Genomic DNA, 13296 nt, shown 5'->3' with positions numbered 1-13296 from the left:
GAAGGGAGCCTCGGACCATGCGGCCGCGTCTGCAAGTAACCTCCGTGACGATCGGAACATCACAACCGCGCGAGCTCGCGCGGTTCTATTCCCACGTGCTGGGCCTGCCCGTCACCACCGAAGAAGGCCCGGCACCAGACGAACCTGAGGAGGGCGGCTGGGCGCAGATCCGCCCGCCGGAGCACACGGTCGCCCCCACCCTCAACTTCGAGTACGAGCGGTGTTACGCAAGGCCGGTGTGGCCGAGTGTCTCCGGCAAGCAGACCGCCTCCCAGCATCTCGACATCGAGGTCGACGATCTGGACGCGGCCGTGGAGTGGGCGGTGGGGTGCGGTGCGGTGCCGGCCGAGTTCCAGCCGCAGGAGGATGTCCGCGTGCTGCTGGATCCCGACGGGCACCCTTTCTGCCTTTTCCGCCGAGCCTCTTAACCCTTCACGTGCGACCAGCAGATGTGGACGAGTTCTGCGAGAAGGACGGCGTCACATCGGGCGATGTCGGCTCGGACACCGATCGGCTTCCCGTTCCGCTCCATCACCTCAATGGAACCCGGAGACCGCAAGGCGGCTGCTTCGGCAGCCTCAGGTGGCAGAGCGAAAGTGATGTGGGTTTCTCCCTCGATGCCGATCACGTTCTTGCCTTTGACCCGGATCGTGGGCCGCTTGAAGTGAGTGCCCTCGGTCGTGTTCGGCAGGCTGAGCGCCAGGCTGCGCAGCTCGTCTACGGTGCTCATCGATCACTCTCCCTGTGCGAGGCGGCCCGGCCCTGCGGCAGGGGCCGGCGTCCGGTGATGGTCAGCAGGATGTCCTTGACCGGCATGTCGACGGGCTCGCCCTCGCCCAGGCGTACATCGGCGTCCATGCCGCGCAGCTGGATGCCCGCGAGGTCGACCCCGAAGTACGACAAGCTCCGGGCGTTCGTGCCAGCCAGCACGAGGGCAATGCGCTCGGCCGGAGACGACGGCAGACCCAACGGCTCGGTGATGTCGAGGCCGTGGATGGTGTCGTGAGCCAGTGCTCCGGCAGGCCCTCCGCCTGGTGGCTGCCATGCGTTGGTGATGTTGGCGCGCAGGGAAGCGAGGAGTTCGGCATCGGACATGCGGGCGGTGTCCTTGCGGGCGGCCCGATCGGCGTACCGGTCGAAGGAGAACCGTGCCGCGGCCAGTCCCACCACCAGCCGGGGCAGGGTCGTGCGGAAGGGCGTGGTGATGTGAGCGACGACTTCACGCACCCGCCATCCCGAGCACAGGGACGGACGGTCCCAGTCCTTGTCGTGGAGTCCGGCGAGCAGACTCGCCAGACGCTCTCTCTCGGCGTGGATGTGCTGCTTCAGGTCTGCATCGGTCGATGACATGAAGGTGACCTTCGGATCGTAGTGGACGTGTCGTCCCTTGTACGACGGAAGGCGGCTGGACTCATCGGTTCCCCTGGATCAGTTTTCGAGGAATTCCGGCAGACCGAACGCGCCGAAGCGGTCACCATAGCCCAGGAACGTGACGATCTCGCTGATGCGCCCACTCCGGAGCTCGAGCACCAAGAGGGCGAACGGCACCAGGACCCCGTTCTCGTCCGGCCGGTACTGACCGAGCGTCCAGCACCCGTTGGCCGGCCTGCCGCGGACAAGCCGGTCCTCGGCACAGGCATCCGTACTAGACATCGCCGCGACGACATGCGCCGGCCCGTCCAGCCACCACAGGAAGGGCGGCATCCCTGACCGGACATCGTCGGCCAGCACACCGACCAGCATGTGGACGTCGTGCGTCTGGAAAGCGTGCACGTAGCGCTGCAGAAGATCGCGCTGAGCCACGTTGTCCGGCTCGGGCGCGTCAGCTGGACGCGGCCGGTGCTTCTCCAGCGTGGCCCGCGCTCGCTGCAACGCGCTGTTCGCCGCCGCCACCGACGTCTCCATGATCTCGGCAGCCTCGGTGGCGGTGAACCCGAGGACATCCCGCAGCACCAGCACGACACGCTGACGCGGCGGCAACCACTGCAGAGCGGTGATGAAGGCCAGGCGCAGCGTCTCATGTCGCATGGCGAGGTGCGCCGGGTCGGCCGTTCCCGTCAAGCGAGAGTCCGCCAACGGCTCCACCCACCGCGCGGCCGCGAGAGGGACACCGATGTCGGTGCCACTCGATGCCGGCCCCATGTCCCACGGCAACGCCCGTCGCTCGGCGCTTCGCAGCATGTCCAGACAGACATTCGTGGCAATCCTGTGCACCCAGGTCGAGAGCCCCGCTCGATCCGGGTCATAACCCTCGATCGCCCGGAACGCCCGCAGCATCGTCTCCTGCACGGCGTCGTCCACCTCGCTCGAGGCACCGAGGAGGCGATAGCAGTATCCGGTCAACGGACCCCGCAACGACTCCAGACTCGTCACCACGGAATCGGACTCATCCCAAACGACCATCCACCCATGATGACAAGCGAATCGACGACCTCAGCAGGCGACGTGAGCCAAGTCCGGAACCAGGAGAGAAACGTTGTGATTACTACACTTCTCAGTTGGCCTCAGAGACGTGAACCACGCCGAAGCGGACGCAGCACTCGCCATGCTCGGGCAAGGAGTCACTGCGGACTCCCTGGAGACGGACACGCTGGACTTCAAGCTTGTCGCCGACTCCCCCGAAGCGAGCCTCAACATGCTCGCCGACGCCCTTGTCTGCTTCGTAAACGCTCGCGGTGGCACCGTAATCCTTGGCATCGACGACAAAGCGACCGACCGCGAGCGTGCGCTTCGCGGAGTTCCGCCGAATTATACGGTCGACCTTATACGCAAAGGGATATTCGACCGCACGAGCCCCGCCGATCACGGCGTTCGTCAGCGAAAGATATATTGACGGCGTCCGCATCGTGCTTGTCACCGTTCCCCAGGGTGTCATGCCACACAGCAATGCGGCTGGATTGGCCACGCGCCGTCTTGGAAGAGAATGTCTCCCCTTCCCTCCCCACCAAGTGGATTGGTCGGCGGATGCCTCCAGCATCGGCATCGACCGGCTCAGTGGGGTCGAAATCGAAAGACTTCGCCGCCTTCTGGAAGCTGCTGGTCGTGACCATCTCGCCCATTTGTCAGACCAGGCACTTCTCGAGTCTCTCCGGCTGATCGCACCTAACGGAAGCGTCACCAACGCGGGCGTACTGCTACTCGCGGCCACAACAGCGGAATCGAAGCGTGCAAACTTGCTGGGATAATCCAGAGGACTCCGGTCGAGGCGCAAGAAGTCTTGCTCACCATGGCAGAGGAGTACGACTTGGTCGAGCCGACTAAGAGAACGGCCAAGAAGCCGTTCCCAACGTACCGGCTACGGTCTGACGTGCTCGCGGCAATGTCACGATCGGTCTCGTATCGGCGCCGCGCCGTCGATGACACCGATCAGAAGGTCGTCGACCATGTGAGAGAGTACGGCTTCGTCACTAACCAGACGATTCGCCGGCTCTTCGATATTCATGTATACGCCGCCCGTGACCTGCTCAACAGCCTGAGGGAGCGGCAAATACTCGAGAAAATTGGAGACGCACGCGGGGGAACCGGAGTCAAATACGGCCCCGGGCCGAAATTCCCCAGAGGTAGATTCTAAGTCCCGAGATCATCTTCGGTCAGGGTCCGATGTGCACGTACGGGGCCCAGAAGATCGGGAAGCCGGGGCGGCGGTCGCGCAGGGAGCGGACGGCGGCGTGCAGGGCGGCGGCCGCTCCGTGCGGATGCGGCTCGCGGGTGCCGCCGGCCGTGAGCATCGCGTACACCGCGTCGACCACGGCCGGGGCGTGCACGTCGGCGATCGGCCAGAGCGTGCCGATCACGTGCGGGAACCCGGCGAGCTGGATGGCGGAGGCGATGCTCACCGCCTCGTCGGTCAGCACGGTCCCGCCGCGCGAGGTCTCGCACCCGCTCAGGAACGCCAGCTCGGCCTGCCCTAGGCGGCGGGCGGCCAGCTCACGCACGGTCAGCGGCCGGTCGTGCAGGATCAGCCTGGCGTGGGAGGGGTCGTGCAGCCGCTGGGCGGCGTGGCAGGCGAAGTGCACCCAGGCGGTGTCATCCAGCGCGCTGAGCACCTGCTCGCAAGTCGCGTCGTCCGCCGTCAGCTCCCGCGCGCCGGGAAGCCAGCGCCTGGCCGCCTCCAGCTCGCGGACCACGCCTTTCAGCGCGGCGTCGCCGGGAACCTCAGGGACGCCGACCAGCAGGACACGCCGCTCGGCCCGCGGCCCGGACTGCCCGCGGGCGTGCATGAGCGCCCGCAACGTGGGCGTGTAGCTGGAGACGACCAGATCGAGTGCCGATCCGGCGGCGTGCAGCGGCAGCAGGGTCAGCGGGCCGGTCGGGCACCACCAGATCCGGCGCAGCGGGCCGAGTGCCTCCAGCACCGGGCCGGTGACGTGCGCCCACAGCCAGTCCAGGCACGAGGTCACCTCGTCGACGGCCTTGCCGCGCAGGGCCGCGACGAAACGGTCGGCCTGGTCCTGGGCCGCGGAGGCGGTGAAGTCGAGTGGAACGACCCGCACGCCCTCGGAGGTCACGAGCAGCGCGTCGCAGCCGTGGCGGCTGACGTTCACCACCGCGACGGGGCCGTCCTCGGCGGCGGCCAGCAAGCCGTCGGCGTGCGGCGGGCGCAGGAAGTCGGTCAAGCCCGGCAGCTTCCTGATCGCCTCGAGGATCTCGCGGCGGCGGCGCGCCAGCGTGTACCGATGATCCAGAAGCCGGCGGCGATCGGCACTCGGGCCGCCTGCCATCCCCAGGGTTCCGGGTCCGCCGCTGCCACCGGACAGGGCCAGGTCTTCGTTCAGGTCCATGCGCTCGGCCGCGTCCAGCTCATCCTGCACCTCGCCGAATCGGTCGGCCAGTTCCGGCGCCGCCGCGCGCAGCCGGTCGTAGGCGGCGCGGTCCCCGATGACCTGGGCGAACATGACGCCTCTGCCCTGTTCGAGCAGTTCGAGCGCCCGGCCGGTGTCGCCGGTCCTGATGGCCGCCGCGGCGGCGTCGCGGGCCAGGCTCTCGTATTCGCCCAGGATTCGCTCCTGGTCGGCGCGGCCCAGCCCGCGCCAGGCCGCCTCGTCCAGGGCGGCCACCGCGACGGCGAACCCCTCGACGGCCTCGACGGCCAGGCCCGCCTCCATGGCGACCTCGCCCCAGCGTTTGCCCACGCTCGCCCGCCAGCCGGCCGAGGCGGTCTCTACCTGGGTGGCCTCGCGGAAACGGGCCAGCGCCTCGTCGCGGTCGGCCTCCGCCCGGGTCAGCTCCCACTGCTCGACAAGGACTTCTGCCAGGTAGTACAGCGCGATCGATCGGGTCGAGTCGCCGGGGGCCGACGTCTCGACCGCGGTGCGGGCGGCGCGGACGGCCTGCAGGAGTGTCCTGGGCTTGCCGGTGAGTCCGTAACGCGTGCTGAGCGCCAGGCCCAGCCCGTTATAGGCGACGGGACCACCGGGCGGGTCGGCCTTGATCGCCTCGGTGAAGAGCGCGACCGCCTCGTCCAGGTCCGGCGTCTCCTCCACCCGGCGGTCCCCCCGCAGCAGTTTTCTCCACATGCCCTTCTCGGCGGCCGGGTCCAGCAGCCGTGTGATCGCCGCCAGCTGAGCCTTGGGCGTCTCCTTCGACGTGGACCGCAACAGCAGCGCATTGGCCAGGTTGACGGTTGCGAGGGTCCGCGTCCAGGTGCGGGCCGGGGCGGCATCGCGGGCGCGGCGGAACACGCCGATCGCCCCGTCGATGTCCTCCTCTCCCTCCATGAGCACGGTGCCGAGGCTGTTGAGGACCAAGGGCCCTTGGATGTTTCCCGGCTGAATCGTTCCCATGGCCTCGCGCAACAGCTCGTCGGCCTCCTCCCGCGCCGCGCTCTGCCCGGTGAACCTGTAGCGCTCGAGCAGCATCTCGGCGAGGTTCGCGAGATGGCCGGGGCGGTACGGGCTGGTCTCCGGCGTGGCGGCCACCGCCTCGCGCAACACCTTCGCCGCCTCTTCGGAGTCCTCGCCCCGGCGGGTCACCTTGTAGCGCTGCTCCAACGCGCCGCCCAGGTTGGCCAGATACAGCGCGTAGTTGGCGTGCTCAGGAGCGGTCAGCGACGTGGCCGTGCGGTGGCTGTCGATCGCCTCGTCGAGATCGGGCGCTTTTCCGGTCAGGTCGTATCTGAAGAACAGCGCCGAGCCGAGGCTGGTGTATGCCATGGCCCGTTCCGGATGGTCCGGCGAGACGGCCAGGGCCCGCCGGTAACAGGCGATGGCCTCGTTGAGCACGGTCAGGCCGCCGCCGAGCCGGAACTTCAGCATCAGCCCGTTGCCCAGGTCCGAGTGGTACATTCCGGCGTTGTCGTCGCCGGGCCTGGCCGCCGCGACCCCGCGTCGCAGGGCGTCGATCATCTCGTCGAGGTCCTCGTACGTGCCGCTGAACTCCATGCGCAGGCCGAGGACGGCGCCGAGCCCAATGTACAACTCGGCCAGCTGGGGGTAGCCGGGCGGTGTCTGAGCCACGGCCCGGCGCAGCAGCTCGGCCGCCTGATCGGCACGTTCGAGCCGGCCTGATCGGCGCACGTCCTCGATCAGCATGCCGCCCAGACCCGCCAGGAATCGGCGACGGGCTTGCGGGCCGGAGGGCAGGTGGCCGGCCATGGAGCGGCGGATCTGCTCCCACTGCTCGGGCGGGAGGACGGGAATCTCATCCGCGTGCAGGAGCGCCCCGACGAGCAGTTGGATCTCCTGCTTGACGGGCTCGGGGGCCTGCGCGTACCGCTCCCGGATGACATGGAGGGCTTCCTTCAGCTCCGCGGCGCGGTCCGGATCGTCGTTGGCCATCACCAGGGTGCTGGCCAGTTTGGCCAACCGCCACAGGTAGGCGGCGTGCGCCGGGTCCGTGGCCCGCACGGACACGCGTAACGCGTCGATGCCGTCGAGCAGGTGCCGCCTGTCGCCCGTGATCTGGTAGCCGAGCACCAGCGCCATGCCGTGGTTGGCCAGCACCAGCGGCCTGTCCACCAGGTCACCGCGCAGCGCCGACGCATACAGCTGCAGCACCTCGTCCAGGTGATGGCCGGCGATGTGCCGGTGATTCCCCAGCACGGTCGCAAGACCGGCCTGGGCCTCGGCCAATCCGGGCTTTCCCGCCAGGGCCGCCACCGCGCGGCGGTGCAGCGTGATCGCCTCGGTCAGGTCCTGCTCCTGCCCGAGCGCGTCGAAGCGCATGCTCATCGCGTTGCCGAGGCCGGTCAGCAGCAGCGGATCGGGGTCGCGGGCGATCTCCCTGTGGTAGGCGGCGATGCCGGACTCCAGCTCCCGCAGATCACGGGTCTGCAGGAACCTGGCGATGTGAACCTCGGGGTTCATGGTCTCCTCCGCCATCTGAAGAAGCCGAACGCGGTCAGCGCGAAAGCCGTCAGGCCCAGCCCTCCCACGATGACCGGCTTGACGCTCTCGGGAACGGGCACGCGGTAACCCAGTGCCTGAATCGCGGCCAGCACCATGAGTAGCATCCCGACCACGGCCGTCTCCAGCACGCGGAACCGCTCCCAGCGGCGCTCGGTCTCCTCCGCCCTACGCTGCAACCGCTCCGCCATCACCTGATCGGCGATGGCGCCGATCTCGCGGGCGCGTTCCCGCGTCGCCTCGGCGTAGGCGAGATCGTCGTCCAGGCGCATGCGGAGCCAGTCGGCCAGGTCCAGGTCGTCGCCCAGGGACTGCTCCCGCATGTTGTGCCGGGCGATCCCCACGGTCGTCTGCATCTCCCGCAGCCTGGTCAGGGTCCAGATCAGGCCGGCCTCGGCGGTCTGCCGGGCCGCCAGCTCACGCCGAGCGGCCGGCAGGTCGTCGCCGCCGCCGAGCGTCTTCAACAGGGTCTCCACCTGTTCGTCCACCCGGTGGCGGGCGGCGCGGAAACCCTTGCCCTGGCGGTAGACGCGCAGCTCGTAGCGGAGCTTGGCGGCGTGCATGAGGTGCCGCACCAGCGGCGGCATCCGGTCATCTCCACGCGTCCAGGCCCACGCGTCGAGCTTGGCCTCCAGCTCAGGCGGCGCCAGCATCGCGAACGTCCGCCGGCTGCGCTCGTCATCGTCGAAGCCGACTTCCCACACCGCCACGCCTCTGACCGTCGCCATCCGGCCCCTCGAGTACGGCTCGGGCAGCGCCCGCAGGACCGCGTTCGTCCGCCGCGCGGTCGCCGCGGTGCGCGGATAGGCGACGAACAGCCGGCACTCGCCCATGGCCCACGCGCCGGCGTCACCCGCGCACTCGCGCCACAGCTCGTTCAGCTCCCGCCAGGTCCCGCCCGTCAACGCCACGCTCAGGCAGCGCATGTCGCGTTCCCGGCGCAGCAGCGCCTGCCGTCCCGAGTCCCCGTCCGCGGTGCGCACCTCGATCGGCCCGGCATGCGTCACGGGCATGCCGAGCCGGTCACCGAGCGCGTCCCAGATCTCGCGCAGCCGCCGTTCGTGCTCCCGGGCCTGCGGGCCGTCGGCGCCGGCGAACACGTGGACGATCAGAGCGGGGTTGGCCAAGTCAGCCGGCTCCATCGGCGTCCTCAGTGTCGAGGGTCAGGGTGTGGATCAGCTCGTTGACCCGCTCTCGCAGTTCCTCAGGCATCGGCACCACGGGCTGGTCGCCGTACCAGGTGCTGATCCGCATCGGTCCGGCCAGCTCCAAGTGGCCGAGTTCGACCGCCACATCGCCCGAGGACTCCAGCCTGCCGACCACCACTTCCACGTCCACCCAGGCCGCCGCCGGCAGCGTCCACCACGTCAGCGCGTCTCGCAGCAGCTCGACCGCTTCACCGTGCAGCCCCACGCGTCTCCCCCCGTCGCCAGGTCGCTCCACAGAGTCATCGGTTCACAGAGGGACTCCGTTGCAGCCCGAATCCTCCGAAGCAGGTGTCGTCGCGGCTGGGTTCAACGAGGAGACCGGGATTTCGCGCCCGCGATGTCGGGGGCGTCTGCTGAGATGAGCCCGCTCACAGTGCCAGACTCAGCGCGAGTGGGACGAGAAGAGGCGATCATGCGGCGGGCCAGACGATCCTGTCGGTGTTGCGGCACGGTCTCCGGCTTCCCCGAGCGGGCGGCCGAGCCCGGGTTCCGCGTCCGGTTCGGCAACGCGGAGTTCGACGCCGCGGTGCGCGCCGCCCGCGCCGCTCCGGGGGCCGACCCGTGGCCGATGCTGCGCAAAGCCCTGGCGGTGTGGCGACCGATGGGCGAAGATCACATCGAGCCGATCGCACTGCTGGCCCACCCCGAGGTCGCGGCCCTGATCACGCCGGAGCGGGGGCGCGAGATCCTCGCCACGCGGCGAGGCCGACCGCCTGGAGGCCAAGCGTCCGCCTCCAGGCCTCCCCGCGTGCCGACGCCCCCCTGTTTTCACAGCTCACAGGCAGACGTTGATCTCGTGGTGTTCATGTCCGCTTCATCCGGTTCCGCCACGCTCCCGCCGTAGCCGGTGCACCCTCATTTCCGGCGGGACGGAGAACGCGAAGTCATGGGCCACGGGCACCACCACCACGAGCACGACCACGAGCAGCCGCACGAAGGGGACGGCGCGGCGGCGCGGGATCTTTCGATTCCGGACGGCGAGCTGTCCCCGGGGCAGCTGTCCCGGCGCCGGATGTTCCGGCGGGCCGGCCTGCTCGGGGCGGGGCTCACGGCCGCCGGTGTGCTCGGGACGCCGGGCGTCGCGGCGGCGGACGGCGAGCAGCAGATCGCGGGGCGCGGGCGGGAGCCGAAGGACGGCTACCTGTGGCCGGCCGGCGACCACCACATCCACACCCAGTACAGCTCGGACTGCATCTACCGGGTCATCGACCAGGTACGGCACGGCAACGCGTACGGGCTGGGCTGGATGGTCATCACCGACCACGGCGGCGCGACGCACGCGAAGATCGGCGTGGACAAGGTCAACCCGGACATCGTGGCCGCCCGCGAGACCGTCAGGGACACGCTGGTCTTCCAAGGGCTGGAGTGGAACATCCCGGCCGCCGAGCACGGCACGGTGTTCGTCGCCCCGGGCAGCAACGAGGTGGCGGCGCCGGGTTCCTGACGCGTTGTTCCTCGCCAACCACCCGTCCAGGAAGGGCCTGGACTCGCCGCACGAGATCCGCGGGTGGCGGGACGCCCAGCCGTCGATCGCGGTCGGCATGGAGGGCGCGCCCGGCCACCAGGCGGCCGGCATCGCCAAGCCGAACGGCCCGGGCGGCGGCCGCGGCTACTACGACAGCAACCCGGGCGCGGACTCCTTCCGCGCGTACCCGGCCGAGAGCTACAAGACCTTCGGCGGGTTCGACTGGATGACCTCCACCGTGGGCGGGCTGTGGGACAGCCTGCTGGCGGAGGGCAAGCCGTGGTGGATCACCGCGAACTCCGACGCGCACTGGGTGCACGGCGGCACCAGCGACCGCGGCCCGGGCAGCGACTTCAACGCCAACGGCAAGTACGAGGACCCTCTCTACAAGGGTGTGGCGAACTTCGGCTCCGGCGACTTCTGGCCCGGCTACTACAGCCGGACGCACGTCGGCAGCCAGGGCTTCGACTACCGGGCCGTCATGGAGGGTCTGCGCGCCGGGCGGATCTGGGTCGACCACGGCGGGCTGATCAGCGGGCTGGTGGTGCGGGCGCGGGCGGCCGGGACCGGGTAGCGCGGGGTCACCCTCGGCGACACCCTGCACGTGCGGCAGGGGGCGCGGGTCGAGCTGGCCATCGAGATCACCCTCGCCGGGCGGCCGAACTGGGCGCAGGTCGTGCCGACGCTGGCCCGGGTGGACGTCATCCAGGGTGACGTCACCGGCCCGGCCGCCGACAAGGACGCCTTCACCACGCCGAACACGAAGGTCGTGCAGTCGTACGAGGTGAACAAGAACAGCGGGACCGTGACGTTCACGTACCAGCTGGGCGCGATCGACCGGCCGGTGTACGTGCGGCTGCGCGGTACCGACGGCAAGCGCAGCGCGCCGGGCCTGCTGGGCGCGGCCGCGGACCCGCACGGGCCGGCGATCGACGTGTACGGCGACGCCAACCCATGGAACGACCTGTGGTTCTACAGCAATCCGATCTGGGTGCTTCCGCGCCGATGATCCTCGGTTTCGACGCGGGGTCGCGAACCCTTCAGCAGGCCGAGCGCCTGCTCCACACCGTGGCGCAGGCGCTCGGCCTGCCGGGCGACGCCATCGGATGCACCCATTTCGTCCCGGCGGACGCGGCAGGCGGCGACCCGCACGTGGCGTGCTCGCTGGCCGTGCCGCAATCAGCCGCGGCGTCGGTAGCGGTGTCCGGCTCGGAGTCGGTCGCGGGCGTTCCCGCGGACGTGTCGTGGGTTCCCGGCGAGCACCGTGCCGGGCCGCTGGCGGCGGGGGCTGCGCTGGCGGCGGCGGAGCACGAGGCGCGGCGGGGCGGGCGGGTGGCCGCCTATCCCGGCCGTGACCTGCTCACGGGCACCGTGCGCGTCGGCGAGTTGCTGGGCAGGTCCGCCATCGAACGGGTGGTGGTGCTCGCCTCCCCCGATCCGCCCGGCGACGACGTGCAGGTCGTGACCGCCGACCATGTCAGACCGGTGTGGCGGGACGGACTGATGACGCTGCTGGCGATGCCCGCCGCCGGCGGCCGCATCGCGCCGGCCGAGGTGCCCAACCCCACACCCTGCTGCGCCGACCACGCGTAATTTGCGGCGTGGATGGTCCGGGTCCGCAGCGAGGCCTCGAGCCGGGGCCGCAGCCACGGGGAAGGGATCAGGTTGCGTGCGGGCCGGCACCGCCCTCATGTGCCTCCCGCATCTTCCCCGTGGCGATGAAGTCCACCGCGATCCGGTAGAAGCTGACGATCGATTCGCCGGCTTCCACCCCGTCACGAAACTGCTTGCGTATTTTCGCGAACGGGAACGCCATGGTGCCTTCAGGAAGGAGCACGCCCCGTGCGTCATCGTCAGATTTGTGCCAGCTGCCGCCCGTGGCAGCGATGACGCATGCGCCCAGGAACGAGCCGAGCACACCGACCAGGCCGCCGATCCGCTCCAGGTCGAAGTCCGGCCGGGAACGCTGCCGCTCGATGAAGCCCTCGACCCACTCGACGGACTCCGGGTTGAGACCGAAGCTCACGTCACTGAGAGGTCCGAGCTGGTCGATCGCGAGGCTGACGTTCGCCTCGATCTGCTGCAGTTCCTGTTCGTGCACCTGAGGATGGTGACATCAACCCGCAAAGCCGATCAAGCCGGTTTCGGGCCCACCACATACGGTGGCCGATGCCGACTCCCCGGCCTGGGTCAGCGCGGACCGGTCAGGCGGCGCTCGCCGGCCGTGGTGAGGACGAACACCTGCCAGTTGTAGTAGACGTAGTAGTTCCTCGCGTCCCGCTTGATCTGGCGGGCGTGCCGGAGGATGGCGTCCACGTACGCCTGCGAATGGTTGTAGGCGTACAGGGCCCGCCGGTAGTTGCCCGGGGCGCCGCTGGCGCGCAGGTAGTTGGCCGCCGCCATGACGGCGTCCTGGTGATCGTGGACGTCGCCGCCCATCCCGTACGCCCGCCACGTCCCGGGCATGAACTGCATGGGCCCCTGGGCGCCGGTGTGGCTGGCGGACCTCACCCGGCCGAACTTGGTCTCGGCGAACATCACCGCCGCCAGCACCTCCCACTCCACCCCGAATCGGCGCTCGGCCTTCTTGAAGTAGCCGAGCAGCTCGGCCGCGGGGCGGGGGGCGGCGACCTTGAACGTGGCGGACGGCTTGACGGGGTGGGCCAGGGCGAGCAGCCCGCGGATCGCGGTCGTGTTGTCCTTGGCCTGGGCGGCGAGCGCGGCGGGCAGGCGCGCGAAGGCCTGGGAGGCGACCGCGGGGTTGCGGGCGGCGTGGCGGTAGATGCGCTGCTGGTAGAGGGCCAGGAGCTGGACGTCCTGGGGCGGCTCGCCCTTCTTGGACCAGCGGTCGATGGCGGCGTGCAGCGCGGTGGTGGTCTTGCGCAAGGCGGCGGCCAGCCGGGCGGCGTCCTTGGGGACGGCCGCGCCGGGGGCGGGGAGGTCGCCGGCCGCGGACGGGCTCGCCGTCGTGCTGGGAGAGGGCGTCGCCGGCGACGACGCCGCGTATCGGCTGCTCCCGGACGCGCCGGCGTCCCCCGCGGGGGCCGCCTGGCCGCACGAGGCGAGGCAGGCGAGGGCCGCGGCCGCGGCTACGGCGCGGGCGGGGCGTCGTGGACGGTTCAGGCGTTGGCGTTCCTCCATGGTCGGCCAACCTACCGGAGTGCGCGCATGAAGGCGCCGATGGCGCGGACGCTCGCGACACAGGCCTGCGCACCATTCCGATCACGCCACATTGCGGGCGGCCAAGATTTCCACCGTCGGAGGGCAGGCGTTCGCGCCG

16 protein-coding genes are annotated in these 13296 nt (G+C 70.1%); 8 read left to right on the top strand and 8 right to left on the bottom strand.

Annotated features, from left to right (window positions below; genetic code table 11):
- The first annotated feature begins 44 nt into the window (after positions 1–44).
- Positions 45–428 carry a VOC family protein gene (locus ACTWQA_RS17540; protein WP_443160268.1) on the top strand — a complete coding sequence of 128 codons (384 nt, stop codon included), beginning with the start codon at positions 45–47 and terminating at the stop codon, positions 426–428.
- Here ACTWQA_RS17540 and ACTWQA_RS17535 read toward each other — a convergent pair.
- The 3 genes from ACTWQA_RS17535 to ACTWQA_RS17525 form a co-directional block, all read right to left on the bottom strand.
- Complete coding sequence (locus tag ACTWQA_RS17535; protein WP_443160267.1) at positions 425–730, bottom strand: hypothetical protein; 306 nt, start codon at positions 728–730, stop codon at positions 425–427. The genes ACTWQA_RS17540 and ACTWQA_RS17535 overlap by 4 nt on opposite strands.
- The gene (locus tag ACTWQA_RS17530; RefSeq protein ID WP_443160266.1) at positions 727–1350 is read right to left on the bottom strand and encodes a maleylpyruvate isomerase family mycothiol-dependent enzyme; all 624 of its coding nucleotides are present in this window, start codon (positions 1348–1350) and stop codon (positions 727–729) included. Before ACTWQA_RS17530 ends, ACTWQA_RS17535 begins: the two co-directional genes overlap by 4 nt.
- Positions 1351–1428: 78 nt before the next feature.
- Positions 1429–2403 (bottom strand): RNA polymerase subunit sigma-70, encoded by a 975-nt coding sequence (locus ACTWQA_RS17525; RefSeq protein WP_443160265.1) that lies wholly within the window; start codon positions 2401–2403, stop codon positions 1429–1431.
- A gap of 109 nt (positions 2404–2512) precedes the next feature.
- Here ACTWQA_RS17525 and ACTWQA_RS17520 point away from each other — a divergent pair, with 109 nt between their 5' ends.
- Both ACTWQA_RS17520 and ACTWQA_RS17515 read left to right on the top strand, forming a co-directional pair.
- Positions 2513–2833, top strand: coding sequence for an ATP-binding protein (locus tag ACTWQA_RS17520; RefSeq protein WP_443160264.1), 321 nt, complete (start codon positions 2513–2515; stop codon positions 2831–2833).
- Positions 2834–3226: 393 nt separating this feature from the next.
- Positions 3227–3571, top strand: coding sequence for a hypothetical protein (locus tag ACTWQA_RS17515; protein ID WP_443160263.1), 345 nt, complete (start codon positions 3227–3229; stop codon positions 3569–3571).
- Between the two features lie 19 nt (positions 3572–3590).
- On the opposite strand, the gene ACTWQA_RS17510 is transcribed toward ACTWQA_RS17515, so the two are convergent.
- The 3 genes from ACTWQA_RS17510 to ACTWQA_RS17500 are packed head-to-tail and all read right to left on the bottom strand — an operon-like array spanning position 3591 to position 8756.
- Entirely contained in the window at positions 3591–7304 is a 3714-nt protein-coding gene (locus ACTWQA_RS17510) for a CHAT domain-containing protein (protein ID WP_443160262.1), read from the bottom strand.
- The gene (locus tag ACTWQA_RS17505) at positions 7301–8470 is read right to left on the bottom strand and encodes a CATRA conflict system CASPASE/TPR repeat-associated protein (RefSeq protein ID WP_443160261.1); all 1170 of its coding nucleotides are present in this window, start codon (positions 8468–8470) and stop codon (positions 7301–7303) included. The genes ACTWQA_RS17510 and ACTWQA_RS17505 overlap by 4 nt, the downstream gene beginning before the upstream one ends.
- A gap of 1 nt (position 8471) precedes the next feature.
- Positions 8472–8756, bottom strand: a complete 285-nt coding sequence (locus tag ACTWQA_RS17500) for a CATRA system-associated protein (protein ID WP_443160260.1) — start codon at positions 8754–8756, stop codon at positions 8472–8474.
- 186 nt (positions 8757–8942) lie between these two features.
- On the opposite strand from ACTWQA_RS17500, the gene ACTWQA_RS17495 reads away from it, so the two are divergent.
- Genes ACTWQA_RS17495 through ACTWQA_RS17475 form a run of 5 tightly spaced genes read left to right on the top strand, consistent with a single transcriptional unit; the run spans position 8943 to position 11609 of the window.
- Positions 8943–9395, top strand: a complete 453-nt coding sequence (locus tag ACTWQA_RS17495) for a hypothetical protein (RefSeq protein ID WP_443160259.1) — start codon at positions 8943–8945, stop codon at positions 9393–9395.
- Between the two features lie 42 nt (positions 9396–9437).
- A complete protein-coding gene (locus ACTWQA_RS17490; RefSeq protein WP_443160258.1) occupies positions 9438–9995 on the top strand; it encodes a hypothetical protein in 558 nt (185 codons plus the stop codon).
- Positions 9996–9999: 4 nt separating this feature from the next.
- Positions 10000–10590, top strand: a complete 591-nt coding sequence (locus ACTWQA_RS17485) for a hypothetical protein (RefSeq protein WP_443160257.1) — start codon at positions 10000–10002, stop codon at positions 10588–10590.
- Positions 10591–10620: 30 nt separating this feature from the next.
- Positions 10621–11025, top strand: coding sequence for a hypothetical protein (locus ACTWQA_RS17480; protein WP_443160256.1), 405 nt, complete (start codon positions 10621–10623; stop codon positions 11023–11025).
- The gene (locus tag ACTWQA_RS17475; RefSeq protein ID WP_443160255.1) at positions 11022–11609 is read left to right on the top strand and encodes a hypothetical protein; all 588 of its coding nucleotides are present in this window, start codon (positions 11022–11024) and stop codon (positions 11607–11609) included. The genes ACTWQA_RS17480 and ACTWQA_RS17475 overlap by 4 nt, the downstream gene beginning before the upstream one ends.
- A 67-nt stretch (positions 11610–11676) precedes the next feature.
- On the opposite strand, the gene ACTWQA_RS17470 is transcribed toward ACTWQA_RS17475, so the two are convergent.
- Together ACTWQA_RS17470 and ACTWQA_RS17465 are read right to left on the bottom strand one after the other, a co-directional pair.
- Positions 11677–12117: a hypothetical protein gene (locus ACTWQA_RS17470; RefSeq protein ID WP_443160254.1), complete on the bottom strand. Its 441-nt coding sequence runs from the start codon at positions 12115–12117 to the stop codon at positions 11677–11679.
- Positions 12118–12206: 89 nt separating this feature from the next.
- Positions 12207–13157 carry a transglycosylase SLT domain-containing protein gene (locus ACTWQA_RS17465; RefSeq protein WP_443160253.1) on the bottom strand — a complete coding sequence of 317 codons (951 nt, stop codon included), beginning with the start codon at positions 13155–13157 and terminating at the stop codon, positions 12207–12209.
- Between the last annotated feature and the right edge of the window lie 139 nt (positions 13158–13296).

This window comes from Nonomuraea sp. 10N515B (genome assembly GCF_052245915.1).
Taxonomy (GTDB): Bacteria; Actinomycetota; Actinomycetes; order Streptosporangiales; family Streptosporangiaceae; genus Nonomuraea.
Note: the sequence above shows the minus strand (reverse complement) of the source record. Positions and strands in the feature narration are given on the sequence as shown.